Raw genomic sequence first — 25,113 nt, 5'->3', positions numbered from 1 at the left:
GGTGGAGTCGTGGCGCCGGCAGCGGTGACGAGGACGGCCGGGAGCAGGCCCAGGGTGTCGGTGGCGAGGTGGCGTTTGCGTCCGGTGCCGGCACCGGCTCTGGTTGGAGCCGGGGCCGACAAGTCGGCCACCGCGCCCGGGCCGGGTACGAATTTCGCCCACCGCTCCGGCCGAAGCCCCACCCCCGACAACGCCGATGCCGGTGCGATTTGGGTATTTTATCGATCAAATCACATGAAGTCGGTTAATCTGTCCCGAATGGATAAGCGGGATGGGCTGGAGGTGCGGCGCCCGCCCGGTGTGTCGGTCGCCACCAGCTTTCAGGGGCTCCTCATCGCTTGGTCAGTCGCCTAGCATGAGCGGACCATGAAGGGAGCGTTTTCGGTCGACGTCGCCAAATCCGGAATCGAGGTCGGAGCCGGCGGCGACACCGACAACCACGGCGTGCGCGGCGGAAGCAGTGCCCCCGAGTCGGCCCAGACCGGCCTTCGCCTCGGCGAGCTGTCTGCCGAGGACTGCGGCGCGGTCACCGTCCGGGTGCGGCACGCCACGCCCGGACTCGCCACCAAGCTGTCTGAAAGGGGCGCACGTAGCCGGCCTCCTGCTCTGGCCGAGAAGAGCCATGTTCCACCGTCTCCGCCGTCCGCCTGCCAGGCACACGTCTCGTGCAGACCGGCGCCCCGTCTTCCAGATCTCAGAGAGCCTTCCGTATGAACGCACTTCTCCTGCTCGTGATCGGTCTCGCGATATTCGCGGGCGGATACGTCCTGTATTCGAAATTCCTGGGCAACCGGGTCTACAAGCTCGATGCGTCCTTTCAGACGCCCGCGCACGAACTGCAGGACGGCGTGGACTATGTCCCGACCAACAAGTTCGTGCTGTGGGGACACCACTTCACCTCGGTCGCGGGCGCAGCGCCCATCGTCGGCCCCGCAGTCGCCGTCATCTGGGGCTGGCTGCCCGCGTTCCTGTGGGTCACCCTCGGTACGGTCTTCTTCGCGGGCATGCACGACCTGGGTGCCCTGTGGGCCTCGGCGCGCAACAAGGGCCGCTCGATCGGCACGCTCTCCGGCCGCTACATCGGCGTCCGGGGCGCCAATCTCTTCCTTGTCGTGATCTTCCTGCTGCTCCTGATGGTGGTCGCGGCCTTCGCGGTGGTGATCAAGAATCTGCTGATCTCCACACCCTCGGCGGTGATCCCCGCCTGGGGCGCGGTCGCGGTGGCGCTGCTGGTCGGTCAGGCGGTCTACCGCTACAAGATGAGCCTCGGCCTGGTCACCGTGGTCGGCGTCGCGGCGCTCTACGGCCTGATCCTCCTCGGCGACGCCGTCCCGGTGGAGCTGCCCGACCCGATCCTGGGCATGTCTCCGGCGACCTTCTGGATCATCGCCCTCTTCGCCTACGCCGGCGTAGCCTCCCTGCTGCCCGTGTGGGTGCTGCTCCAGCCTCGTGACTACATCAACGGCGTCCAGCTCTTCGTCGGACTCGGCATCCTGTTCGTCTCGGTGCTGCTGAGTGCTCCGACGGTCGTCGCTCCGGCCTTCAACGACGCCGTGCCCGCGGGCACCCCGGATCTCGTGCCGCTGCTCTTCGTCACCGTCGCGTGCGGCGCGATCTCCGGCTTCCACGGCATGGTGTCCTCCGGCACCAGCTCGAAACAGCTGGACAAGGAGACCGACGCCCGTTTCGTCGGCTACTTCGGCGCGGTCGGCGAGGGCATGCTCGCGCTCGGCGCGATCATCGCCGCCACCGCGGGCTACCGCACCCTGGCCGACTGGGAGGCCGTTTACAGCGCCTTCGGCGAGGGCGGCGTCGCCGCGTTCGTCTCGGGCGGCGGCGCGATCCTCAACAGCGGCCTGGGCCTGCCCGTATCGCTGAGTTCCACGGTCCTGGCCACCATGGCGATCCTGTTCGCTGCCACCACCATGGACACCGGCATGCGTCTGCTGCGCTTCGTCGTCCAGGAGGCCGGCGAGGCCGCGAAGATGAAGATCAACAATGTCGTCGGCACCCTCATCGCGCTCGCCGTCGGTGCGGGACTCACCTTCAGCCAGGGGGCCGGAGGCGAGGGAGGCCTCCGCATCTGGCCGCTGTTCGGAACCAGCAATCAGCTGCTGGCCTCCCTGACGCTGTCCATCGTCGCCGTCATGCTGATCCGCGAGCGGCGCAATCCGGCACCTGCGCTGATCCCGCTCACGGTCGTGTTCGTCATGGCGTTCTGGGCCGCGGTCGTGCAGCTCGGCGACTTCTACGACGCCCGGGACTGGCTGCTGCTGACCATCGACCTCGTCATCATCGTCGCCGCCCTGTGGGTCGCCTTCGAGGCGGTCCTCGCGATGCGGCGGGTGTCCCAGGAGCCGCCGGACGCTCCCGACGCCGATGCGACGGAGAAGACCGGGCTGACGAAGTGACGTCGCGCTGGGCCTCGCTCCGGGCCGGGCTGGAGGAGTTCTACGCCGGTCCCTACCGGCGTACCTTCGCCCGCGCCCGGCGCGAGGAGGACGACCTCTTCCGGATGGTGGTCCTGGCGGAGGCACTGGGCGTACCGGATCCGGCGGCGTACTACACCGCCGAACTGATGCCCGCCCTCTACGAGGACTTCCACGCCTGGCACCGTCGCATGGGCATGGACCGCTCACCACTGGGGCACGTCGGGTGCTGCTAGACCTCATCACCTCGCGCAGGGCCGTCTTCGTCGGAGGCAAGGGCGGGGTCGGCAAGACGTCCGTCGCCGCGGCGCTCGCCCTCGGCCGTGCCCGGTCGGGCGCCCGCGTGCTGCTGGTCTCCACCGACCCCGCCCACAACCTCGGCCACCTCTGGGGCCGCCCCGTGGGTGACGAGCCCGTGCGCCTCGCCGGCCCCGCGGACCTCGCCTCCGGGGCGGGGACGACCGGTCACGTCGACGGGCTGGAGATCGACCCGGAGCGCACGGTCGAGCAGCACCTGTCGGCGGTCGCCGAGACGATGCGGCGGTTGCTCCCCGAGCGGATGCACGCACCGGCCGCCCGGCACCTTCAACTGGCCCGACAGGCGCCCGGCACCCACGAGTCAGCGGTGTTGGAGCGGATCGCCGAGGCGATGGAACTCGGGGAGGCGGCCTACGACCTGGTCGTCTTCGACACCGCGCCGTCCGGGCACACACTGCGGCTGCTCGCGCTGCCCGAGCAGCTCACCTCCTGGACCGAGACCCTGCTCGCCAACCGCGACCGGTCCGAGCAGTTCGGCGCCGCGATGCGGGGTCTCGGCGGCGGCAGGCAGACCGACCGCGACGCCGAGCTGCGCCGCATCCTGCTGCGCCGACGCAACCGCTTCTCCCGGCTGCGCGAGATGGTGACGGACCCGGCGCGGACCGGATTCGTGCTCGTACTGACCGCCGAACTGCTCCCGATCGCCGAAACCATGGAGGTGTACGAAAAGCTCGCCGGCCTCGGTGTCGACGTGACCGCACTCGTCGCCAACCGCCGTTCCCCAGCGGACGCCGGCGAGCTGCTCGACCGCCGCCGGAGACAGGAGGACGAACACCTCGCCAGGCTGCGGCAGCGGATCCCGGACGTCCCCCTGCTCGACGTGCCGCTGCTGCCGGGGGACCTGGTGGGCACACAGGCCCTCGCCGCGCTGGCAGACAGGCTCGGACCCTCCCCTTCCTGAGATCCCGGGCTCCACGCCGGCCCGTGGCGCGCGCCGGGCACCGGCCGGCGCGTTCGCGGAGGTCTTCACGCTCCGGGCGTCGAGCACGCACGCGCTCGGCTCGGCATCGCGTCCTTCGGCTTCCCGCACCAAGCGGCGGAGCGGCCCGGTGAGCCGGGCGAAGACACCGTCGGCCTGCCAGGCGGCGAAGTATCCGTAGACGATCCCCCACGGTGGGAAGTCGTGCGGGAGGTAACGCCAGGGGATGCCGGTGCGGTCCACGTACAAGATGGCATCCAGGATGCGGCGCAGGTCGTGCCGGGGCGGGTGCCCGATGGTCAGGTCCCGGCCACGGCGCTCGGTGCGCCAGGCGGTCAGCGTGGGTTCGATCAGTTTTCAGCGGGCGTCGGACAGGTCGCTGGGGTGAGGCCGAGGTTTGAGGCACGTTCCGGTGGTACCGACCGCTGAACCGCGGACCCAGGGCGCAAACCGGGCTGAACGGGGGCGATTTTGGATCGGATAGGAGCGAAGGCAGTGAAACGGCTCCCTGCGGCTCCCCATGCATCCCACCAGCCACGGAAGGCCTCTGCCGCTTCAATGATTACGAGCCGGTCCGCCCTCCAAGCCGGAACCAAACACCCTGGCAGGGACAGAAAATTCTTTCGGAGCTCGTGCCCCGGCCTTGCGGCTCGTTGCCGGTACGCGTGAGCCGGCCCGGGACGCCGGGCGTCCCGGGCCTACCATGGCGCCATGGCCGTCGACCTCTTCGCAGGCATCCCCGTCAACGACTACGCAGCGGCGCTGGTCTGGTACGAGCGGCTGCTCGGCTCCCCGCCGACATTCATCCCGAACGACACGGAGGCCGTGTGGGAGCTGGCGGAACACCGGTACGTGTACGTCGAGCACCGGCCCGGGCGCGCCGGCCACGCCCTGCACACCGTCTTCGTCGAAGACCTCGACACCTGTGTCGCCGGGATCGCCGATCGGGGGCTGGAGCCCGCAAGCCGCGAGACCTACTCCAATGGCGTCCGCAAGGTCACGTACCGGGATCCGGACGGAAACGAGATCGGGTTCGGCGGCGCTCCGCTCTGACCTCGACCAGCCTCCGGGGCGGCCCGTGGCCGCCGTCCGTCCTCAGCAGGTCAGGCGGCGTTCGGCGCTCTCGTAGACGGCGAGGTTGGAGTCGACGCCCACGACCGTCTTGTAGGTGTAGGTGCCGGAACCCGTGCAGGTCCACCACGCCATGTTGGAGCCGCTCTCGAGCGGAGCCCAGTCCACCTCCTGCCAGCCGTACCAGCGGTGGCGCTGCAGGGAGATGGTGGCGTCCGTGCAGCTGCTGCTGGTCTTGCCGGCCTTGCCGATGATCTCGCTGATGCCCTTGTAGGGGGCCGAGATGCTGTAGCAGCTCCGGTCCCAGTCCGCGGCGGAGGCCGGTGTGGCCGGCATCAGCAGTGTGGCCGCGGAGGCCAGAGCGACGGCGACGCATGACTTTCCGGCGAATCTGAGAGTGCCCATGACAAAAGCTCCCGTCTACGGAAACGTGTGGGATACAAGAACCCTTTCATCGGGGCCGGAACGAGGTCAACTCAGCGCCTCCGCACCGTCAAACTCCGGCGGCCTGCGGGGACTTGGCGTCGGCTGCACCCGCCGGTGAGGTTTTTTCACCTTGCGGTTGAGGAGGTGTGGTGGAGGCTGGGGACGGCTTGGACGAGGCTCGTGATGAGGGCGGTCGAGCATCGAAGTCGGCACAGTGGCCGCCAGGGCTTGAGGGGTGTCATGGCCGGTTTGACGAGGGCGCGGATCCTGACCCGGGGTTGGTTCGCGGCCTGTTGACCGGTGGGGAGCGCATCCCATTGACCGTGGAAGGGCCCCGGGCATTGTCGCGGGTGCCTTGGTAGCCCTTGTCCGCCGGCAGGGGACCGGCTCCAGCCCAGCGCGGCCGCGAGTCGACGACAGTCCATCGCCTCCCCGCGCATCCCGTTCCCATCGGCCGGGACGTCCATGATCCGCCGGTAGTCCGGCGCGAGAACCGCCGGGGCGAGCCCTTCCTCCCAGTGCGGCACCACTGAGCCGGGCACCGCCTGCCTGACCTGTGGCTTCGTCCGTTTGTTGCGGCAACAGTTATCGACGAGTTTGAGCGGCACTTAGCGATCTTCGACGCGCTCGTTGTTCAGCAGTTTTGACGGCAGCCGAGGCTGGGTGAGTCGGCCCGTCCTGTAGTCCGGCTTTGATGGTCACTAGGTTCGGACCATGACGATCACGTATGAGTGGCGAGGCGACGTCGACAACTCAGCTCTCAACGAGTTGCATGCCGAAGGTTTCGGTCATCCGGTCGGGCAGACGGACTGGCGAGCAAGGCTTCAATGTCACAGTCTCGGTTGGGTCTGCGCTTGGGAAGGTGATCGTTTGGTCGGCTTCGTCAACGTAGCCTGGGACGGCGGAGTCCATGCATTCGTTCTGGATACGGTCGTAGCTCAGCGCTGTCGTTCGAACGGAGTGGGATCCGCACTGATCAGGGCGGCTGCTGAGGAGTGCCGTGCGGCAGGGTGTGAGTGGCTGCATGTCGACTTCGAAGAGCACTTGCGGACGTTCTACTTCGATGCCTGCGGCTTCAGAGAGACAGCGGCGGGACTGATCGCGTTGTGATCCCTGGTCTCCCGGCCCCTGGCCAGGTGCTCAGAGGCCGGGAGGAAGATCTTCAGCTGGCGACGCCGTGTTCCTCGGCGCGGGCCCTGGTGCTGGCCAGCCGGTAGGAATCGGTGCCGGTCTCGATGATCGCGCCGTTGAAGGTCAAACGGTCCACGATGGCCGCGCAGAGGCGGGGGTCGGTGAACGTCTTCGTCCACCCGCCGAAGGACTCGTTATCTGCGGCATGACCAGGACCTCTCACCGGGAAAACCCCGGTGCTGTCCTGGCAAGCACCCCGGTGCTGACAAAACTCGTGAACATCACCCGACCGTGGATCTGGGCGCCTTCCAAACCCGTGTACAACCGCTGACGCAACTCGTGAACAAAGCCAGACCTGCACCGGCCGTTCACCGACCGCCGCGACCGGCACCACGTCCTCGCCTCCACGGAGCTCCGCCAGAACCTCACCCACCGTCTCACGGGCGATCACGAACCGTTCCCACACCGCCTCGGCCTCCCGCAGCTCGGCCTGGAGAACCTCCACCCGCTGCCGAGCGGCGCGTTCACGCTCCTCCAGCGACCCCATCACCGACGGCACCCCGGCACCTCCGCCGAAGAGACAACACGACACCCCGTCCCTCCCGCCGAAACACCACCCCTACACCTGGCCAGCGAAAACGAACCCATCACTCTCGGAAAGACAACGGCTTCTGAGAGAAACAGCAGCGCAGTTAGCAGATGTGCTCTGGCGTCGGCACACCGTGTACCGGAACCGGTCCGGGGGTGTGGTCATCCAGGGGAACACGTGCAGCGCCGGATCAGCCTCGCCCCCTCGGGACGCGGGGACGGAATCCTGCTCCGCGCGGGCCGCGTCCTGGACGGAGGCACCACCGCTCCGGCGCGTTCGCAGACCGTCGTACCGCTCCACGTGTCCCGGATGATCCTCGCCTGCGTGGTCGGCTTCGTCGCCCTGTACGCCTACAGCGCCGCGACAACGTGCACGCGCTGAGGAAAGCCCGCAGACCCACGAGGACATCCGCCGCGCCCGGGATCACTCCGGCCACCGGGCATCCGTCCGCCGCCGGCAGTACCGGCGCCGGCGGCGGACGTGCTCTCAGGGAGCCACCCGGGTCCGTACGGTCAACTCGCCGGGGGACAGGTCGAGGGTGACGGTGACGGACCCCAGGTCGGCCGTCGAGGCGACATGGGTGCCGCCGCACGGGATGCGCGCCCGGCCGCTCGGCAGGTCGCAGGTCCACCAGCGGCGGGCGGACAGGTGGGATTCCTCGCGGTCGATGCGCGCCGCGCCCCCGGCCGCGATCCAGGCGGCCACCTGCCCGTTCACGGCGTCCTGGAGCTCGGCGAGCCGTTCCGCCAGGACGGCGGCGGCGAACCCGGCCTTGCGCAGCGACTTGCCGAGCCGGTACCTGTCGACACTGCCGTAGGGCAGGATCCGGGACTCCGCGATCGCCGTCTGGTCGAAGTCGGGGTTGCCCAGGCAGTCCAGGCGCGGCGGTTTCTTCGACCACAGATCCGCCGTCCGCTCGTTCAGGGCGAGCGAGACAAGGTGGCATGCGGAGTGCCCGGCGCTGAGGCCCGCCCGGTGCTCCCCGTCCACGGCCAGGTCGACCTCCTGCCCGACGGCCGGTGGCGCCGTGCCGTCCTCCGGCCGGTCGAGCACGTGGACGACCACGAACGACCAGTCCGGGTCTCCCCGGCGCACCGGGATGTCCCCTCCGGTGAGGAGTTCCTCGGCCCCGGGGCCGACGGCCCCGGGGCCGACGGCCCCGGTGACGGCGTCGATCACGGTGTGACGCGTACCGCCGAAGACCACGGTTCCCCGGTCGGCCGGCTGGTCGGGCCAGGTGTGGTCCAAGGGATGAAACGGGGTGCGGTCCGTGACGAGCAGCAGCCTGCCGTCGGCGTCGTGTTCGACCCGTTGGACCCGTGCCTTCGCGTGGAGGGTTCCCTCCGGGAAGAGCACTTCGGTGGGCGGGGTCCGGGTGGCGATGTCGGTCATCGGTGGATCAGTGTCTCCTTGCAAGGGGTACGGTCCGCCGTAGCGGCGAGCGGCTTCGTGGTCACGGGGCACACACCGCTCAGGCCCCACCGGCGGAGGAGAGGTCGACGGGCGGTTTCTCCAGCCGGTGCCGGCGGGGCGCTTGGGGCCGGTCGCGGCCGGCCGAACCCAGTTCGACCACGTACATCGCGATCAGGACCAGCGCCGCGCCCGCCATCTGCACCAGGGTCAGACAGTCGCCGACCAGCCGTCCGATCAGGGCGGCGAACACCGGTTCCATGGTCATCACCACGGCCACCCGGACCGCGCTGATCCGGGTCTGCGCCCAGGTCTGGACGACGATGGCGACCGCGGTCGCCAGCACTCCCGTCATCAGGACGCCGAACCACGCGGAGGCGTCCGGGGGGACCACGCGGAACCCGTCCGGCACCGAGGCGGCTCCGCACAGCACCGTCACCGTGAGCAGCTGGACGACGACGAGGGCGTACGGGTCGCGGCCGGTCACCCACTCGCCGGTGCCGACGATCTGCAGGGCCAGGCAGAAGGCGCAGAGAAGGGTCAGTGCCTCACCGTGGCCGATGGCGAAGCCGCGCAGGGTCAGCAGGGCCAGGCCCACCACGGCCAGCCCCGTGCCCGCCCAGGTGGCGGCTGCCAGCCGTTTGCGCAGCACCACAGCGCTGATCAGCGGGGTGAAGACGACGAACATGCCGGTGATGAAGGCGGAGACGGTCGACGAGGTGTGCTGCAGGCCGTACGCCTGGAGCAGGTAGGTCGCGGCCAGGGCGGTGCCCAGCAACACACCCCGCAGGACGCCGCCTCGGTCCAGGGCGAGTAAGGACCGCGGCCGGAGCGCGACGAGCACCAGGGCGGCCACCGCGAAACGGGCGGTGTTGAAGCCGCTCGCGGGCATCCGGTCGACCGCGTCCTGGATGACGACGAAGGTGGACCCCCACACCGCTGTGACGGCGACCATCAGCAGCAGAGCCGGGGCAGTGCCCTGGCGGTGGCCTGCGGTAACGTCGTGAGGGGGCGTCACGGGCGAACTCTCCTTGTCGGCCGGTGCCCTCGGGCGTGCCCCGGCGTCTGTCGCGGGTGGTCGGGATATGCGGGAGCGAGGACGTCAGCTCAGCACCCGGGAACGGGAACGCTGGTGGATGTAGGCACGCCGAATGTCGCGGATCAGGTTGGTGCGCTTCAGCCACCGATCGGTGCCATCGTAGCGAGGGGTGAACGTCTCCCTGCCGTGCACGACCCGGTAGTTGTCGACGAAGAGCGCCTCGCCGGGTTCCAGCACGATTCGCTCGGCCGCGTCGGCGAGGTGTGCCTCGCACGCGCGCAGGGACCGCTCCGCCTGGTCGTCGCCGGGTTCGGGCCGGGTGAAGTCCGGATCGATGCGCAGGTAAGGGTCGTCCTTGGGACCGAAGAGCACAGGCCCCCACTCGAACCGCCGTCCGTCCAGGTCGACTTCGGCGGAGTCGGCGAAATGGGCGTCGTCCGGGAAGAAACGGAATCGATCGTCCCACAGGGCGGTCAGTTCCCGCAGGCGGTCGGGGGCGGCGATGCGTGAGATCGTCGTGCCCACCCGGTCGGGGTTCCGCAGGCAGAGAAGCGAGACGTAGTCGCCGCGACAGGAGTGGAACACGTCCTCGGTGTGCAGGTTCAGCGCGGCCCGGCTGCTGGCGTTGGTGAGCGACTCCTCCATGCCGCGGGAGGGGCAGACGTCGTGCACCAGCCGACCGCCCTGGCTCCCGGCCCAGCCGAACGGATCCCCGAGGAGCGAGGCGCACAACAGCAGGACGACCTCCTCCAGCAGGCCGGCCTCGTTCCGGTGGGCCTCCTGCCAGGACTCGGGAGTGGGAGGAAGGTCCTCCGAGACCGGGAGGTTGGCCACGGCGATCAGAGGCTCCTCCTTCACCCGGGCCTCGGCCATGAAACGGCGCAGCCCCACGGGTAATTCCTCGGCTTCGCGGCGCAGTTCCTCCACGGAGCGAACCGCGTCCCACGGGCGGGAGTTCACCAGGAGTTTGTAGGCCAGATCCCGTATGCCTGACTTCTCGTTACTGTCGAGCACATAGCGACTCATCACATGTCCCCTGTGAGGTGAGTACGATGCGGACGGCGAAGCGAATGCAATAGAGCAAAATCGCCGATGCCGTTTCGGCCCGCCGCACCCTGTGGTCGGTGCGCGAAACGGGAATCCAGGCCGATGGTCTGATCGGCATGCGACTCAATAGCCCAGGGGGAAGGCGGCAGAAAGCCCGGGCCCCCTCCGGCCGGTCCCATGCTCATTGAACCCCGGCGAGTCTGTCAAGGAACGGCATCCCGATATCGCCGCATGGCAAGAAACAAACCCGTGATGCGGCGGAAATGGTAGCGTGCTGCGAGGCCGCCCGGGGGGGCGCTGTGCGGAAATCCGATTCACCGGACTTCAGGAGCGGTATGGCCGGGAGCAGGCATGGCGGCGCAAGGGGATCGGCGGAGAGCGGGAGGATTGTGCCGCCCCCCGATCCGAACACGGGAGACGACCACAGCGAGGCGGGGTTACCCCGCTCACACCCGTCGCCTCTCGCCGCGCACGAGCCGGCGAGGGGGCGGAATCGGACACTGAAGGCGCGCGGGGCATGATCCTGTACCTGAGCCTGCGCACCGTCGGGTGGCTGGCCGACAATCTGCTGCTGTTCGGCACCCCCCTGCTCTGCTACCGCATGACCGGCGACGTGAGCTGGTCCGGAACGGCGGTCGCTCTGCTGTGGACCCCGCGGCTGGTCTCGCTCGCCGGGGCCGGCCCCCTGCTGGACAGGCTGTCCATCAAGCACGTCTTCATACTCTGCGACGCGGTACGGCTGGGAGTCGGTGCGGTCTGCTCGCTGGCGATCGTGGCCCGGCCGGAGTCGGCGCTGCCCGCCGTCCTGACCTTCGCCGTGATCGCGGGCGTGCTGTTCGAGCCGACGTTCGTGGCCGGCGAGAAGGCCGGCAAACTGCTCGCCGCACCGGAGCGGGCGGCCGGGGTCCAGTCCGCGCTCACCGCGCTGGAACAGGCGGCGATCATCGCCGCCCCGGCACTCGGCGGCCTGCTGCTGCTCGCGCCGCCCGTGGCACTGGTCCTCGCCACGAGCGCAGGCTACGCCGCCGGCCTGCTGCTCGACCGGTCCCTGCCCACCACGCGGACCACCGGTGGACGGGTCCGGCTGCTGTCGGGCGTGCGGCACAGCCTCGGCGATCCGCTGCTGCGGTCGGTGGTGGTCCTGACCATGCTGCTGAACTACCTGCTCGGCCTCGTCACCGGCAGCGCCGCGGAGCTGGTCTCGACGGCCTTCGGAGTCTCCGCCAGCGGACTGAGCTTCGTCTACTCCGCCGCGGGCGTCGTCTCCGTCGTGGTGGTCGGGGCCGCCCCGTACCTGATCCGGCGCTTCGGACTGGCGTGGTACGGCATCGGTACGGCGCTGGCCTCGGGCGGAGCCTGCCTGGCCCTGACCCTCGCACCCACCATGACCCTCTTCGGAGCCTGTCTCGGGGTGTTCCTCGCCCTCGACTCGTTGTTCAGCGTGTACATGCGCACCAGCAGGGCCGAGCGGGTGCCGACAGAGGTCTTCGGCAGCACCGTCACCGTCTTCGGCCTGCTGGCCGTCGCCCCCGTGCCACTGGCCGGCGCCACCTTGGCAGTGCTCGGACAGCACGCGAGTCCGAGCCTCGTGCTGCAGATCGCGGCCGTCGGGGCGCTGCTGCTCACGCTGGTGCTGTCGCCGTCGCTCACAAGAGCCTCTCGGCGCCCCGCCCTCGCCTCCTCGACGGCCGGCGGGACGGATCCCGGCCAGGCCCGGGGCGGCACCGTCACTGTGGAACCTCTCCGGAAGGACACACCACCCGTGGTCGACATGCCCGAACCACTCACGCCCTCACCCACGTCCCCACCACGCGTCCTGGTGGTCGAAGCGGTCTCCGGAGGCGCGCTGCTGGCGCAGGAGGCGCTCCGCCAGGGCCATCGGGTCGTCATCGCCAGCGCCGACACGGCGGACCGGACCATTCCGGAAGAACTGCGCGACCGGATCGAGGAATCGGTGACCGTGGAGACCAACGACTCCGCGGCGCTGTTGTCGGCGGTGCGCGAACTGCACGCGCGCAAACCGGTGTCGGCGGTCTTCCCCGGCTGCGACGTGTACGTGCCGGCAGCCGCACGGATCGCCGCGGACCTCGGCCTGCGCGGCCTCGACGTGGCCGTGGTGGACCGGGTACGGGACAAGGCGCGGATGCGCGAGGCGGTCGCCGCGGCCGGGCTGCGCTGCCCGCGGTTCATCGAGGTGACGGACGCGGAACAACTGCCGAAGGCCGGCGAGCACGTCGGGTTCCCGTGCGTGCTCAAGCCCGTCGACCAGTCCGGCAGCCTCCATGTGACACTCGCCCGCAACCCGGCCGAACTCGCCGCGGCCTACCAGAGGTTGAGCGGTGACTCCTTCATCGACCTCGGCCGCCCGATGGGGGAGAGGGCACTGGTCGAGGAGTACCTGGCGGGTCCCGAGTACAGCGTCGAGGGGTACGTGCTCGACGGGCGGGCGACGGTGGTGGCCGTCACCGAGAAGATCCTCGGCCCGGAGCCCCACTTCGTCGAGCTGGGGCACACCGTGCCCGCTCCGCTGCCTGCCGGGCTGGAGGAGGAGATCGGCGCCTACGTCGAGGACGTGGTCCGCGCCGTCGAGCTGACCGTCGGACCCTTCCACTGCGAGGTGCGGATCACCGAGCACGGGCCGGTGCTGGTCGAGATCGGGGCCCGGATGGGCGGGGACCGGATCACCGATCTGGTGAAGCTGGCCCGGGGCGTCGACCTGGCCCGTGTGTGGCTCGCCGCCCTGCTGGGCGAGACTCCGGAAGCGGCCGGGACGCTCACCCCGGCCGCGCCGGTCGCGGGCATCCACTTCTTCACCGCGCCCGACGCCGACCGGTTCACCGGCGCCGCCGGACTGGCCGACGTCCTGGCGCTCCCCGGAGTCCGCCAGGCCCGGATCGACCTCGCACCCGGCGACCCGATCCACCCGCCGACGGACTTCCGCTGCCGGATCGGCTGGGCCGTCTTCACCGCCGAATCGCACGAGGCCGCGACAGAACTGCGGCGGCGCATCGACGAGACCTTACAGGTCAACCCCGCGGGGGACACACATGCCTGAGACACCGGATCCCGAGGTGACGGACTACGTGGCGATCGGCGCCGGACCGGCCAACCTCAGCCTGGCCGCGCAGGCCGAGGCGGTGCCCGGACTGCGCGGGATCCACCTGGAACGGCAGCGGGAATTCGCCTGGCACCCCGGTCTGCTGCTCCCCGGCGCGGTGATCCAGATATCGCCGCTGAAGGACCTCGTCACGCCCGTGGACCCCACCAGCGACTACTCCTTCCCGTCGTTCCTGGTCTCCACCGGGCGGTTCTACGACTTCCTCAGCGCCCGGTTCCCCGCGGTGCACCGGGCGGAGTACAACGAGTACCTCGCCTGGGCGGCGCGGCGCCTGCCGACCGTCCGGTTCGGCCACGAGGTGCGCGAGGTGCACTTCCGCGGCGACCACTTCGAAGCACTCACCGACCACGGCGCCTTCCGGGGACGGCACCTGGTGCTGGGCACCGGCGGCACACCGGCCGTCCCCGCCGTGTTCCGCGAGCACCTGGGGGAGCGCGTCTTCCACGCCGAGAACTTCCTGCGGCACGAGGCGGTCCTGCCGGGGCGGCGGGTGGCCGTGGTCGGCGGAGGCCAGAGCGGTGCCGAGATCGTCCGCCACCTGCTGGCCGCCGGCACCGCGGAGCACATCGCCTGGGTGAGCCGCAGACCGGGCTTCGTCCCGCTGGACGAGTCCGCCTTCGCCAACCACCTGTACCACCCGGAGGCGGCGCGCGAGTTCTTCGGCCGCTCACCCGCCGAACGCACGGTCCTGCTGCGGGAGCGCAGGTACACCTCCGACGGCATCAGCGAATCACTGCTCGCCGAGATCTACCAGCGGATCTACCTCGCCACCCACGTGGAGGGCCGGACCGGCTTCATCGACCTGCTGCCGGGCTACGAGGTGGTCGGGGCCGCCGCCGTGGACGACGGCTACCGACTGACCCTCAAATCGGTGGACTCGGTGACCTCGCTGGACGCCGACGCCGTGGTGCTGGCCACCGGCTACGAACAGCACCCGGCGCCGTGCACCGCCCCGCTGGCCCCCCGGCTGCGCATGGCCGACGGAGCGCCCGTGGTCCGCGAGGACTTCTCCGTGGAGTGGGACGGACCCGACGAACACCGCATCTACCTCCAGAACGGCGCCCGGCACGCCTTCGGCGTCGCCGATCCCAACCTCAGCCTGGTGGCCTGGCGCAGCAAGGTGATCCTCGACAGCATCCGCGACGCGACCGGCACCCGCCCGAAGGGAAGTGTGACCCCGTGACGGCCCAGCCCACCCCATCCGGACGTTCCGTGCTGCTGCGGTTCCTGCCTCCCGAGACCGATGAGACCGGCACCTTTGGCCGCGACGCCGACCTGGACGCCGCCGAAGTCCTCACGGCTGTCGGGCGGCTGCCGGTGAACCTGGCCGTGTTCACCGTTCCCGCCGGATCGGCCACACCGCCCGACAGCCACCAATCGCACGAGATGTGGCTGGTGCAGAGCGGGCACGGCCGGGTCCGCTGCGGCGATCGCGAGCACGTCGTCGGGCCCGGCGCGCTGGTCGCCCTGCCCGGCGGCGAGGTCCACCGACTCCACGCCGGACCGGAGGAGATGACCGTCGTGTCGCTGTGGTGGCAGCCGTAGATGGGTGCCGCCGAACGGATCCACGACCTGGCGGTGATCGGCACGGGGATCATCGGCGCCACGGCGGTCGCCCTGGCCGCGGCGAGACGCCCGGACGCGTCCCTGCTGGCGGTCTGCTCCGGCACGGCGCACGACGGCTCGACCGACCTCTCGCTCGCCGTCGACATTCCCGCGGGCCGGACGGCCGAGCAGCGTTCCCTGGCCGCCAGGAGCCTCCGGCTGTCGACGCTGCTGGAGCAGGTCGCCCCGGCACTGCGCGGCCGGCGGGTTCCGACGTACTGGCTGGTCCCCGAGGACGGGGTCGCCGCCGCCGACGGGCAACTGGTCGGCGACCGGCTGACGCCCTGCGACCCCGGGGAGAAGGCGCGTCTGGCGGAGCCGTTCGGCCCACTGCCGGCGGCCCCGGGCACGGTGCTGCTGCGCTCGGCTCCCGCCCGGGTGGTGGAGCCGGCCGCCGCGGTGCGGCAGCTACTGGCCCCGCTGACCGGGCGCCCCGGCAACGCCCTGGTCGAGGGCTTCACCGTACGAGCCGTCCTGCCCTGCCCCGACGGGTGGCGCCTCGTGGCGGAGGACGGCGGCGAGCTGCGAGCCCGCAAGGTGCTGGCGGCGCCGGGAGCCTGGGCGCTGCACGGGCCGTTCGCGCGGACCGCCCGACGGCACGGGGCCCGCACCAAGAAGATCGTCGCCTACCGGCTGCGGGCCACACCTCCCGGCCGCGGCACGGAGCCGGCGGGCCCCCGGCCACTGTTGGTCGTCGACGAGCCGGACGCCTTCCTGCTGCCCGCTGCGGGGGGCGGGACGGACTGGTGGTGCAGCATCACCAGCACCCACTGGGACTGCCCTCCCGGCCGCACCGAGTTGTACGCCACCGGTCCGGACCGGGCCGAGCTGGACGCCGTCCGCGGCGACCACCTGCCGGGCTTCCGCGGCGACGTCGTCGGCGGCCGGGTGGGAGCGGACGTCTACGCGCCCGACTTCCGTCCGCTCACGGTCCCCCTGGACGGCCGGAACGACGCGGTCCTGGCGACCGGCGGGGCGGGCTCCGGATTCCGGCTCGCCCCGGCCATCGCCGACCGCGCCCTCGACCTTCTCGACTTCCGTTAGGAGACCCGCTTGCTCTCCACCCGACGAGTGCCCCGGCACTACCTGCTGGCTCCCTCGGAACCGACCCCCAACGGGCCGCTCCACCTCGGTCACATCGCGGGCCCCTTCCTCCGCACCGACGTGCTGGCCCGCTTCCTGCGCCTGCGCGGCGACCTGCCGGTCGTGATGACCGGAACCGACGCCTACGAACCGTGGGTGGCGATGAAGGCCAGGACGAGCGGCACCGACCCGATGACGGTCGCCTCCCACTACCACCGCGAGATACGCACGGACCTGGAGGCGTTGCGCATCGGGATCGACACCTTCGTCGACCCCGTGGAGGAGCCCTGGCACACCGAGTTCCGCGAGGAGATCGACTCCTGTGTGCGCCGCCTGCGGGAGCGGGGCGCGATCGTCACCCGCACCGAACGCATGCCCTACGACCCCGGCGGCGGCCGGTTCGTCATCGGACCTCTGCTCCTGGGCGGCTGCCCCGACTGCGGGGCCGAGGTGGCCGGCTACTTCTGCGAGGAGTGCGGCGCTCATTTCCGTCCCGAGGAGATCACCGGTCCCCGGGCCCGGTTCGCCGAGGACGAGGAGCACTGGGAGTGGCGGGACGTCGAATCCCTCTTCGTCCGCACCGTGACGCCCGCCGAACTGGAGACCGAGTTCGACCGGCTGGACCTCGCGGAGCGCCACCGCGACACGGTCCGTGCGCTGGTGCGCCGGTGCGGCGGCGGTTTCCGGCTGTCGGTGCCCGAGCGCTGGGGCATGCCGCTGCCCGGGCACCTGCCCGGACACCCGGGCCACGGCCCCGTCCCGGCCTCGCTGTTCTCGTACGCCGGATGCTTCATGTTCGCGCGGCTCATGGGCGAGCTGCACCGGCGGCGGATCGGAGCCGAGGCCAACTCCTTCTCCCCCTTGTCGGACGTGGTGACCGTGACCAGCCTCGGCAGCGACAACATCGTGCCGACCGTGCTGTGCATCAACGCCGTCGCCCTCGTACACGGCGACACCAGGCCGTACGACCGCTGCCTGATCAACGAGTTCCATCTACTGGAGGGCGAGAAGTTCTCCACCAGCAGAAAGCACGCGATCCGTGCCTCGACCGTCGCCCGCGTGCCCGGACTTCCGGTGGACGCCACACGCCACTACCTCGCCCTGGTCAGTCCGGAGACACGGCAGACCGACTTCGTGGTCAGGGAGTTCCTCGCCCACGTCAACGGCCGGCTGGCCGGGGAACTGGAGAGCCGGGTCGAGGCGGCGTGGAAGTCCCGTCCCGAAGTCCCCGGCCCCCTCCCCGGGCGCGTACTGACCGCGCTGAACGACCGGCTGGAACGGATGGAGCGCGCGCTGGACGGGCCGACCGTCCGTCTGGTCGAGACCTGCGCGGTGCTCGACTCGTGGATCGACGCCTTCGCCGACGGCGGCGACACCCCCGACTGGCACTACTGGTGGTTGAAGGGCGTCGCCCTGCTCGGCCACCCCCTGATGCCGGACTACTGCACCGACCTGTGGCACCGCCTGGGCGCCCACGGCGAACCGAACACCGCGGACTTCACCGACACGACACCACCGTCGCCCGGCGCGTACGCGCGATGGTTCCACCCCGTCTCCGAAGCCGATTTCGCCCCCTGCCTGCCCGCCTCGCTCCGCTGAGCGGGAACGCCGACCGAGAAGCCGACGGAAGAGCACACATGTCCCCTGCCGACCGCGCGCACTACCTGGTGATCAACCGCTACGACGACGAGGACGCCGACCACGCCCGCCACTGCGCCGGGCACGCCTGCGACCTCTCCTACGTCACCCCGTCCGACTGTGTGGCCGCCCTGGAAGCGACCGATCCGGGACGGGTCGCGGTGGTGCCGTCCCTGACGGTCGACGCCGTCCTCCGGGCGGCACGGGAACTGGCCGGGCGGTACGGGGCGTTCGACGGAGTGGCCGGACTCTCGGAGTACGACGTGCTGACCGCCGCCGCGGTCCGGGACTCCCTGGGGGTTCCCGGACCATCACACGACCTGGTGCGGGGCTTCAAGGACAAGGTCGAGATGAAGCGGCGCCTGTCCGCGGCCGGTGTTCCGGTGCCCCGGTTCGTGCCGGTCGGTCCCGATTCCTCGGTCGCCGAGGTGGAGGCGGCGGTCGGGCTGCCCGTCGTCCTCAAACCGCGCTCCGGGGCGGGGTCCGCCGGGGTGCGCGTCATCCACGACCGCGAGGTCCTGGCGGCCGAACTGGCCGCGCTGACCGAACCGGACTCCCACGAGTGCGAGGAGTACGTCTCCAACGAGATCTACCACGCGGACGGGGTGCTCTCCGGAGGACGGAGGCACTTCATGAGCGTCTCCGGCTACGCCAACACCCCGTTGGACTTCGCCCGGGGGCTGCCGCTCGGATCGGTCGTCCTCGACCCCGGGCCGCTGCGCACGCGCATCGCCGACTTCGCGGTCGAGTGCGTCACCGCGCTGGGGCTGAAGGACGGCTGCTTCCACCTGGAGGTGATCCGCCGCCCCACCGGAGAGCTCCTCTTCCTGGAGGTGGGACTGCGCCCCGGCGGTGCGGAAGTGCCCTTCGTGCACCGCGACTTCCACGGCATCGACCTGATGACCGAGACCTTCCGCAGTTCGGTCGGCCTACCGCTCGAGACCGAGGGGAGCCGCTTCCCCGACTCCGTCACCGTCGGGTGGGTCGTGTTCCCGGAGCCCACCCGGCTGCCGAGCCGGATCGTGTCGTGTACGTCGATGGCGTCCGTGGTGCCCCAGGTGTACGCGGAGGTGCTGCCCGCCGTCGGCGAGGTGTTCGACGGGACCGGGGGCTACTTCCACGTTCCCGGCCGATTCCGGCTGACCGGCCCGGACGAGCGGAGCGTCCGGGCGGCGGCGCGCCGCGTCATGGCCGAGTACACCTACAAGGCGGAGCCGGCGGGCTGAGGCTCCCCCACGGCGCCGGACACCGCGGGCCAGGGGCCCGTCGGCGGCCCCCCGCGGGGCCGCGACGGGAACGACGGGGCGCCGCTCAGACCGTCGTTCCGCGGCGCTGCTCGGAAGCGCCGCCCCCGCCGCCCGGCGCGCCGGCCTCCCCGTCCCCCCGCGGCCGGCACCGTACGGCCAAGGCGGCGGCCGTCACGCTCACGCCCGTGAGGACCCACCACAGTACGGCGGGCCGGCTCTCCAGCGCGCTGGTCGAGATCAGGGGGACGAACGCGGTGGCCGTACCGATGAACACCTGGTTGAAGGCCAGGTACGAGCCCTGCGACCGCTTCGGCGGAATCCCCGTCAGAAGCACCAGACCCGCCTGGGACACCGCCATCTCCCCCAGGGTGTAGACCGCCATGGCACCGATCAGGACGGCCGACCGGACGTGCTGCGGAGCGGACGAGGCCAGCGCCGCCCCCACGTACAGCACGATGTACGACAAGCCGCCGAACGCGAGCACCGGGCCCGGCCGGAAGCGGTCCAGCACGCGGCTCACCGGTAGCTGGAGCAGGACGAGCAACGCGGTGTTGACCGCGAACAGGGCGCCGACCGTCCACGACGGCAGGTCGAGCTCCCGCAGGACGAAGACCGGCAGTGCGCTCTCCATGACGAGCGCGGCCATCCACAGCAGGGCGTTGGCGCCGGCCACCCGCAGGAAGAGCAGGTCGCGCCAGGGGCGGTCGTGTCGCCTCGACGGCCGGCGGGCAGCGCTCCGGCGGTCGGCCACGGCCGCGGGCACCTTGAAGTAGAGAACCGCGGCCAGCAGGAAGCCGGCGGCGTTGATCACGCCGAGGAGGACGAAACCCGACGCCGTGTCGACGATCAGGAGTCCGGCCAGCAGCGCTCCCGCCCCCACCCCGGCGTTGAAGACCACCCGGGACAGGGCGAGCCACCGGCTGCCCTGGCCTTCGGCGGCCAGCCCGACCGCCAGGAGCGGGGCCGCCGCCTGCTCGGCACGATTGCCGAGGGCCAGGACGACACTGCAGAGCGCCAACGGGACGAGGCCCGGCATCGAGACGAAACCGACGAAGCAGCCGCCGCGCACCAGGGCCGACACGATGATCACCGAGCGTGGCCCGAACCGGTCCACGAGCCTTCCGACGGCGAACAGGCCCGGCAGGGCGGCCAGGGCGGTGGCGGTCAGGACCACGCCCACGGTGCTCATGGGAAGGCCGGACACCCCGGTGAAGAAGAGCAGGGAGAACGGATAGAAGAACCCTGTGCCCAGGGCGTTGACGAAGCCCGCCGCGCCGAACCAGCCGACTCCCGGACCGCGTGGGAGGATGCCGCCGGAGACGGCCGCGCGGTGCCGTTCGTTCCCGGCCTCCGCGCGGCTCACGGCACGGCTCGCGGGACGAGACCCCCGGCAGGTGCGTCGCCGGCCATCACTCCACCTCGATTCCCAACTGCCCCACCGCGGCGTCGGCTCGACGCGCCGCTTCCCCGCCGTCCCGGCCCACGGTGACGACGCTCCCCAACACGTCGACGTTGTCCCGGGCCTCCCGCACCGTCGCCCCCTCCGCCGCGTACAGGTCCACCAGCACGACCCCGGGGCTGCGCCGGGCCAGGTCGGCGCCGTGGAGCGCGCGCACCGTACCGGCGCGGGACGCGGTGAGGTAACGGGACGCGGCCGCCCCCGACCGCCGTCTGCGCAGGTTCGGCGTCTGCCCGGTGTGCAGGCGCACCATCTCGTGTTGCAGGTCCATTCCCGTGCTCTCGCGGACGAGCCGGGTGATCTGGGCGCCGGGTACGCGGGCGTTGACCTCGACGAGCCTGGGCCCCGCCGCGGTCATCTTGATCTCGACGTGTGCGGCGCCGAAGTCGTGCCCCACCGCGTCCAGAGCGGCGAGCGCAATGCCGACGCACTCCTCCTGGACGTCTGCCGGAAGGATGGAGGGGAAGGTCTCGCCGAGTTCGACGAAGTGCGGGTGCGGCCCCAACGCCTTGTCCGTCACCCCGATCACGGTGCGCCCGCCGTCGACGGTCACCGACTCCACGCTCACCTCGTAGCCGACCAGGTACTCCTCGACCAGGACGCCCGGCGGACGCCGGCCGCCGCGGTAGTCGGTGGGCTCGGAGGCGATGACACGGAAGTGCGCCGCCACCTCCCGCTCCGTGCGGCACAGTCTGACGCCCACACTTCCCGCTTCGGTCATCGGTTTGACGACGCAGGGCGTGCCGATGCGCCGCGCGGCGGTCACCGCCTCGTCCTCGGTGCGGGCCCAGGCCCAGGCGGGCACGGGCACGCGCGCCCGCTCGGCGGCGCGCCGGGTGCTCAGCTTGTTGCGCGCGACGTGCGCCGCGGACGGGGAGAGCCCGGGAAGACCCAGGGCTCGGGCGGCCTCGGCGACGACCGGGACGCTGTAGTCGGTGGTGGAGTAGACCCCTCGCAACCCGCCTTCGCCGTAGGCCCCGTTCAGGGCGGCCACCACGGCGGCGCTGTCGTGGGTGTCCGCCTCGATCAGGTCGTCGACGCAGGCCGTGAGCGCCTCCCGGGCCCGGGCGTCGGGGGTGTACCGGGTGACGTCGCCGGTGACGAAGGCCGTCCGCAGGCCCTGCTCCCGGGCCGCCCGCAGCGGGGCGAGCCCGAAGGGCCCCAGGTTGCTCTCGACGACGGCGAACACACTCCGGGGATGTCTGCCGCGCAGCACGCCGCTCCCTTCCGTGATGTTCCTCCGATCCGGGAAGCCGGGGCCCGGATCACAACCGCAGCAGGAGGCAGTACTGGTCCGTCGCGGTGCAGCCGCGCGAGCGCTTGGTGTCCTCGCTGCCCAGCCCGTAGTGGATGACGGGGACACCTGCGGCGGCGGCTTCCTCCACCAGCCGGTAGTAGAGCAGCTCGAAGTACAGGGGAAGCCCGGTGCGCCGCTGGTAGGCGTAGTCGTAGCCGGTCTGCCGCGCGTACCAGTGGCCGCCGTGGCGCAGGATCAGTCCGAAGCCGCGGATCTCCCCGCCGTCCCGGGCGACGACCGCGAACGCGTCGTCGCCGAAGCGGTCGCGCACCTGCCGCAACTGCGGTAGGGACTGGTCGGCGCGCCACTCGATGCCGTACTTGCGCAGCAGTTCCGCCTCCAGTGCCGCGAAGCGCGGCAGGTCGGCACCGTCGAGGGATTCGAGGCGGACGTCGACACCCGCCTCACGGAGCCTGCGGCGCTCGGCGGCGACCGACACCCGCCGCTTGCGCGGCAGGGACGCCAGGTACCCGTCGAACCCGTCCGCGGGGACGCTCAGGGAACTGTGGCGGCCCGAGACGCAGCCCGCGTAGCCGCGCGCGCCCAGCACCGCGGCCAGCCGGCGGTCGGTCTCGTCCAGATAGAGGAAGGCGACACTGGCCGCTCCCAGGTCACGCGCCCGTGCCTCGGCGGCGGTGACCAGCGCCTCCAGGTCTTCGTCGGTGGCCCGCGCCCCGTACAGGATCCGTGTGTTGCCCACGTGCCGGCCGCCGGCCACCACGGAGGGCATCAGCGCCGTGGTCGCGTCCCCGCCCAGGCCCGCCAGGAAACCGGCCGCTCCCGGCAGGCCGGCCTCGGCGCTGTTGCGCAGGACCACATCGGGCCGACCCAGCGTCCAGGGGACCGACGCGGTGGCCGACGCGGTGGCCAGGGCCGCGACCGGCACACCGTCGCGCTCGGTCCACAGGTACGCCATGGGGACGCCCGCGGTGTTCTCCACCACGTCGAGCCAGCGGGTCGTCAGGAACACATCGGACGGGCGGGCCAGGGCGTCCCACTCCCGACGGGGCAGGTCCGCGGCGCGCTCCACGGTGTGGACGCGATCGAGCCGTAACGGGGAGAAACCCATGTGCGCCCGTCCTCGTCAGGTGGTGTAGTCGGCGTTGATCTTCACGTAGCCCTCGGTGAGGTCACAGCCGTAGACGGTGAACGCCCCGTCGGCGATGCCCAACTCGACCCCGATGACCACCTCGTCCCCGGAGAGGTACGCGGCGGCCTCCTCGAGCAGGGCGTCGTCGGGCTCCTCGGGGTACATCACAAGGTCGCCGAACCGGATGCGGACCCGGTTCGGCTCGATGTCCGTCTCCTGGTCGAGCTTGCCGATGGCCATGGCCACGCGGCCCCAGTTCGGATCGCTGCCGTGCACGGCGGTCTTGACGAGTGGGGAGTTGACGACGCTCTTGCCCACCCGCTTGGCCTGGGCGTCGTCACGGGCGCCGGTGACCCGGACCTCGATCAGCTTGCCGGCGCCCTCGCCGTCCGAGGCGATGTCCCGCACCAGGTGCAAGGCGCACTCGTACAGCGCCGCCTCGAAAGCGACCGGGTCGACGGCACCGGCCAGCCCGTTGGCGAAGACCGCCGCGGTGTCGCTGGTGGAGGTGTCCGTGTCGATGCTGAGCGCGTTGAAGGTCCGGTCCACCACACGCCGGAACACTGCGTCCAACTCGTCGGCCGGCACGTCCGCGTCGGTGAAGAAGAACGTCAGCAGCGTGGCCATGTTCGGCTCGATCATGCCCACGCCCTTGGCGATGCCGGTGATGACGGCCTGGCCGCACCGCACCGAGAAGCACTTGGGACGGGTGTCGGTCGTCATCATGGCCTTGGCCGACGCGACGAAGTCCGCCTCGGGGAACGGCCAGGCCAGCGCGTCGAGTCCGGCCCGGATGCTCTCCATCGGGTAGGGGCGGCCGATCACCCCGGTGGAGGCGATGACCAGGTCCTCGGGGTCGATGCCCACGATCTCGGCGACTCGGCGGCGCACCTCCGCGGCGTGCTCGGCTCCGGCGCGTCCGGTCGCGACGTTCGCGTTGCGGGCCAGTACGACCATGCCGCGACCGCTGTGCCGGGACGCGGCCGCACGGCTGAGGACGACGCTGGGACCCGAGAACCGGGACCGGGTGAAGACCGCCGCGGAACGGGCGGGCACCTCGGAGATGACGGCCGTGAAGTCGTCCTCGACGTCCTTGAGCCCCATGTTCCTCGACACACCGCGAAAGCCTCGCGGAGCCATGTTCCCTACCTGCACTGGCCGAGGTTCCTCTCTCGCCGAGCAGCGGATCCACCTTCCGGACGGTGCTGCCCTCACTGCATGATGATGCAGAGTATCGCACATGTTGTCCAGGCGAGTTCTTGATTGGCGAGAAACAGAGCAGGAACAAGCCTACGTTTTCCATTACTTGAGACGCCTATTGGCCTCCGGCGACCGCGCCCTGCACTCTGTCACTGCATAATCATGCATCGCCCTCGAAGCGGCGATCCGGTTCCGACGCCCTGTTCCGGGAGGTTGCGTGTCAGCGGTCAACACCACGGCGGCGAGCATGAGGTGCGAGGTCCTTCCGGGAGAAGTGGCTCTGGTGGAGTTCTCCAGGGCACACGAGCAGAATCCGTTCAGCAGCGCGCGCATGCGCGAGCTGACGCGGCTGATGCTGGACCTGGAGGCCAACGGCGACGTCGCCTGCGTGGTGCTGTACGGCGGCCCGGGCCGTTCCTTCGGCGCCGGAGGCGACTTCAACGAGGTGTCGGAGTTCCACGGCGGCGACGAGGTCGACGCCTGGATCGACGACATCACCGACCTGTACAGCACCATAGCCGGGGTGTCCAAGCCCGTCGTGGCCGCCATCGACGGCTACGCCATCGGCGTCGGCCTGCAGATCGCACTCTGCTGCGACCTGCGCATCGGCAGCAGCTCCGCCAAACTCGTGATGCCGGAGTTCCGCGTCGGCATCGCCTGCAACTTCGGCGGCTACCTGCTCGAAGCGGTGGCCGGACGCAGCGTGATGCAGGACATGCTCTACACCGCCGGCGAGTGGTCGGCCGAACGCGCGCTCAACGACCGGCTCCTGCACGAAGTGACCACCCCCGAAGCCCTGCTGGACCGCGCGCTGGACACGGGCCGACGCATCGCCTCCTACACCACGGCGGCGGTGCAGTCGACACGCCCGCGTGTGAACGGCCCCTTCGTGCAGGGCCTGCGGCGAATACGCGAGGAGGGCAAGCGATCCCACCGCACCGCGTTCTCGACGGGCGAGGCACAGGAACGCATGCGGCGCGTCATCGGAAAGGCCTGA

Annotated in this window: 21 protein-coding genes and 2 pseudogenes; 13 read left to right on the top strand and 10 right to left on the bottom strand. The window is 70.9% G+C overall.

Going from position 1 to position 25,113, the window contains the following annotated elements:
- Positions 1-710 precede the first annotated feature (710 nt).
- The 3 genes from ACFSJS_RS16205 to ACFSJS_RS16195 are packed head-to-tail and all read left to right on the top strand — an operon-like array spanning position 711 to position 3,648.
- The gene (locus ACFSJS_RS16205; RefSeq protein ID WP_380900903.1) at positions 711-2,411 is read left to right on the top strand and encodes a carbon starvation CstA family protein; all 1,701 of its coding nucleotides are present in this window, start codon (positions 711-713) and stop codon (positions 2,409-2,411) included.
- Positions 2,408-2,665 (top strand): cory-CC-star protein, encoded by a 258-nt coding sequence (locus ACFSJS_RS16200; protein ID WP_380900901.1) that lies wholly within the window; start codon positions 2,408-2,410, stop codon positions 2,663-2,665. Before ACFSJS_RS16205 ends, ACFSJS_RS16200 begins: the two co-directional genes overlap by 4 nt.
- The gene (locus tag ACFSJS_RS16195) at positions 2,656-3,648 is read left to right on the top strand and encodes an ArsA family ATPase (RefSeq protein ID WP_380900899.1); all 993 of its coding nucleotides are present in this window, start codon (positions 2,656-2,658) and stop codon (positions 3,646-3,648) included. The genes ACFSJS_RS16200 and ACFSJS_RS16195 overlap by 10 nt, the downstream gene beginning before the upstream one ends.
- Positions 3,649-3,690: 42 nt before the next feature.
- Here ACFSJS_RS16195 and ACFSJS_RS16190 read toward each other — a convergent pair.
- A pseudogene (locus tag ACFSJS_RS16190) lies at positions 3,691-4,020 on the bottom strand (transposase); the annotation flags it as partial.
- A gap of 357 nt (positions 4,021-4,377) precedes the next feature.
- Here ACFSJS_RS16190 and ACFSJS_RS16185 point away from each other — a divergent pair.
- The gene (locus ACFSJS_RS16185) at positions 4,378-4,719 is read left to right on the top strand and encodes a VOC family protein (protein ID WP_380900897.1); all 342 of its coding nucleotides are present in this window, start codon (positions 4,378-4,380) and stop codon (positions 4,717-4,719) included.
- 42 nt (positions 4,720-4,761) lie between these two features.
- Here the strand turns inward: ACFSJS_RS16185 and ACFSJS_RS16180 are convergent, their stop codons facing one another.
- Positions 4,762-5,142, bottom strand: coding sequence for a hypothetical protein (locus tag ACFSJS_RS16180; protein WP_380900895.1), 381 nt, complete (start codon positions 5,140-5,142; stop codon positions 4,762-4,764).
- Between the two features lie 735 nt (positions 5,143-5,877).
- Here ACFSJS_RS16180 and ACFSJS_RS16175 point away from each other — a divergent pair.
- Positions 5,878-6,273: a GNAT family N-acetyltransferase gene (locus tag ACFSJS_RS16175; RefSeq protein ID WP_380900893.1), complete on the top strand. Its 396-nt coding sequence runs from the start codon at positions 5,878-5,880 to the stop codon at positions 6,271-6,273.
- 52 nt (positions 6,274-6,325) lie between these two features.
- Here ACFSJS_RS16175 and ACFSJS_RS16170 read toward each other — a convergent pair.
- A pseudogene (locus ACFSJS_RS16170) lies at positions 6,326-6,496 on the bottom strand (ATP-binding protein); the annotation flags it as partial.
- Positions 6,497-7,060: 564 nt separating this feature from the next.
- On the opposite strand from ACFSJS_RS16170, the gene ACFSJS_RS16165 reads away from it, so the two are divergent.
- Positions 7,061-7,264, top strand: a complete 204-nt coding sequence (locus tag ACFSJS_RS16165) for a hypothetical protein (RefSeq protein ID WP_380900891.1) — start codon at positions 7,061-7,063, stop codon at positions 7,262-7,264.
- A 105-nt stretch (positions 7,265-7,369) separates the two neighbouring features.
- Here ACFSJS_RS16165 and ACFSJS_RS16160 read toward each other — a convergent pair whose 3' ends face one another.
- The 3 genes from ACFSJS_RS16160 to ACFSJS_RS16150 form a co-directional block, all read right to left on the bottom strand.
- The gene (locus ACFSJS_RS16160) at positions 7,370-8,275 is read right to left on the bottom strand and encodes an alanyl-tRNA editing protein (protein WP_380900889.1); all 906 of its coding nucleotides are present in this window, start codon (positions 8,273-8,275) and stop codon (positions 7,370-7,372) included.
- 79 nt (positions 8,276-8,354) lie between these two features.
- The gene (locus tag ACFSJS_RS16155) at positions 8,355-9,311 is read right to left on the bottom strand and encodes a DMT family transporter (protein ID WP_380900887.1); all 957 of its coding nucleotides are present in this window, start codon (positions 9,309-9,311) and stop codon (positions 8,355-8,357) included.
- 84 nt (positions 9,312-9,395) lie between these two features.
- Positions 9,396-10,346, bottom strand: coding sequence for a TauD/TfdA family dioxygenase (locus tag ACFSJS_RS16150; RefSeq protein WP_380900885.1), 951 nt, complete (start codon positions 10,344-10,346; stop codon positions 9,396-9,398).
- A 550-nt stretch (positions 10,347-10,896) separates the two neighbouring features.
- On the opposite strand from ACFSJS_RS16150, the gene ACFSJS_RS16145 reads away from it, so the two are divergent.
- The 6 genes from ACFSJS_RS16145 to ACFSJS_RS16120 are packed head-to-tail and all read left to right on the top strand — an operon-like array spanning position 10,897 to position 19,049.
- Entirely contained in the window at positions 10,897-13,434 is a 2,538-nt protein-coding gene (locus ACFSJS_RS16145; RefSeq protein ID WP_380900883.1) for an ATP-grasp domain-containing protein, read from the top strand.
- Positions 13,427-14,680 (top strand): lysine N(6)-hydroxylase/L-ornithine N(5)-oxygenase family protein, encoded by a 1,254-nt coding sequence (locus ACFSJS_RS16140; protein WP_380900881.1) that lies wholly within the window; start codon positions 13,427-13,429, stop codon positions 14,678-14,680. The genes ACFSJS_RS16145 and ACFSJS_RS16140 overlap by 8 nt, the downstream gene beginning before the upstream one ends.
- Positions 14,677-15,042 carry a cupin domain-containing protein gene (locus ACFSJS_RS16135; protein ID WP_380900879.1) on the top strand — a complete coding sequence of 122 codons (366 nt, stop codon included), beginning with the start codon at positions 14,677-14,679 and terminating at the stop codon, positions 15,040-15,042. The genes ACFSJS_RS16140 and ACFSJS_RS16135 overlap by 4 nt, the downstream gene beginning before the upstream one ends.
- Positions 15,043-16,146 carry an FAD-dependent oxidoreductase gene (locus tag ACFSJS_RS16130; protein WP_380900877.1) on the top strand — a complete coding sequence of 368 codons (1,104 nt, stop codon included), beginning with the start codon at positions 15,043-15,045 and terminating at the stop codon, positions 16,144-16,146.
- A 9-nt stretch (positions 16,147-16,155) separates the two neighbouring features.
- Positions 16,156-17,784: a class I tRNA ligase family protein gene (locus tag ACFSJS_RS16125; protein ID WP_380900875.1), complete on the top strand. Its 1,629-nt coding sequence runs from the start codon at positions 16,156-16,158 to the stop codon at positions 17,782-17,784.
- A 38-nt stretch (positions 17,785-17,822) separates the two neighbouring features.
- Positions 17,823-19,049, top strand: a complete 1,227-nt coding sequence (locus tag ACFSJS_RS16120) for an ATP-grasp domain-containing protein (protein WP_380900873.1) — start codon at positions 17,823-17,825, stop codon at positions 19,047-19,049.
- 85 nt (positions 19,050-19,134) lie between these two features.
- On the opposite strand, the gene ACFSJS_RS16115 is transcribed toward ACFSJS_RS16120, so the two are convergent.
- The 4 genes from ACFSJS_RS16115 to argJ are packed head-to-tail and all read right to left on the bottom strand — an operon-like array spanning position 19,135 to position 24,056.
- Positions 19,135-20,433, bottom strand: coding sequence for an MFS transporter (locus tag ACFSJS_RS16115; protein ID WP_380900871.1), 1,299 nt, complete (start codon positions 20,431-20,433; stop codon positions 19,135-19,137).
- Positions 20,434-20,479: 46 nt separating this feature from the next.
- Positions 20,480-21,745 (bottom strand): ATP-grasp domain-containing protein, encoded by a 1,266-nt coding sequence (locus tag ACFSJS_RS16110; RefSeq protein ID WP_380900869.1) that lies wholly within the window; start codon positions 21,743-21,745, stop codon positions 20,480-20,482.
- 49 nt (positions 21,746-21,794) lie between these two features.
- Complete coding sequence (locus ACFSJS_RS16105) at positions 21,795-22,895, bottom strand: GNAT family N-acetyltransferase (RefSeq protein WP_380900867.1); 1,101 nt, start codon at positions 22,893-22,895, stop codon at positions 21,795-21,797.
- Positions 22,896-22,910: 15 nt separating this feature from the next.
- Positions 22,911-24,056, bottom strand: a complete 1,146-nt coding sequence (argJ, locus tag ACFSJS_RS16100; protein WP_380900865.1) for a bifunctional glutamate N-acetyltransferase/amino-acid acetyltransferase ArgJ — start codon at positions 24,054-24,056, stop codon at positions 22,911-22,913.
- Positions 24,057-24,399: 343 nt separating this feature from the next.
- Between argJ and ACFSJS_RS16095 the strand changes: the two genes are divergently transcribed.
- Entirely contained in the window at positions 24,400-25,113 is a 714-nt protein-coding gene (locus tag ACFSJS_RS16095) for an enoyl-CoA hydratase/isomerase family protein (RefSeq protein WP_380900863.1), read from the top strand.

Source organism: Streptomyces desertarenae, assembly GCF_042681365.1.
GTDB classification, from domain to species: Bacteria; Actinomycetota; Actinomycetes; order Streptomycetales; family Streptomycetaceae; genus Streptomyces; species Streptomyces desertarenae.
The sequence above is the reverse complement of the archived record's forward strand: the minus strand, read 5'-3'. Positions and strand labels throughout refer to the sequence as shown.

Excerpts from the sequence above, each read along its gene's own strand:
- ACFSJS_RS16205 (WP_380900903.1), top strand. The coding sequence starts at position 711 with ATGAACGCACTTCTCCTGCTCGTGATCGGTCTCGCGATATTCGCGGGC.
- ACFSJS_RS16185 (WP_380900897.1), top strand. The coding sequence starts at position 4,378 with ATGGCCGTCGACCTCTTCGCAGGCATCCCCGTCAACGACTACGCAGCG.
- ACFSJS_RS16180 (WP_380900895.1), bottom strand. The coding sequence starts at position 5,142 with ATGGGCACTCTCAGATTCGCCGGAAAGTCATGCGTCGCCGTCGCTCTG.
- ACFSJS_RS16175 (WP_380900893.1), top strand. The coding sequence starts at position 5,878 with ATGACGATCACGTATGAGTGGCGAGGCGACGTCGACAACTCAGCTCTC.
- ACFSJS_RS16160 (WP_380900889.1), bottom strand. The coding sequence starts at position 8,275 with ATGACCGACATCGCCACCCGGACCCCGCCCACCGAAGTGCTCTTCCCG.
- ACFSJS_RS16145 (WP_380900883.1), top strand. The coding sequence starts at position 10,897 with ATGATCCTGTACCTGAGCCTGCGCACCGTCGGGTGGCTGGCCGACAAT.
- ACFSJS_RS16140 (WP_380900881.1), top strand. The coding sequence starts at position 13,427 with ATGCCTGAGACACCGGATCCCGAGGTGACGGACTACGTGGCGATCGGC.
- ACFSJS_RS16130 (WP_380900877.1), top strand. The coding sequence starts at position 15,043 with ATGGGTGCCGCCGAACGGATCCACGACCTGGCGGTGATCGGCACGGGG.
- ACFSJS_RS16120 (WP_380900873.1), top strand. The coding sequence starts at position 17,823 with ATGTCCCCTGCCGACCGCGCGCACTACCTGGTGATCAACCGCTACGAC.
- ACFSJS_RS16105 (WP_380900867.1), bottom strand. The coding sequence starts at position 22,895 with ATGGGTTTCTCCCCGTTACGGCTCGATCGCGTCCACACCGTGGAGCGC.
- argJ (WP_380900865.1), bottom strand. The coding sequence starts at position 24,056 with ATGGCTCCGCGAGGCTTTCGCGGTGTGTCGAGGAACATGGGGCTCAAG.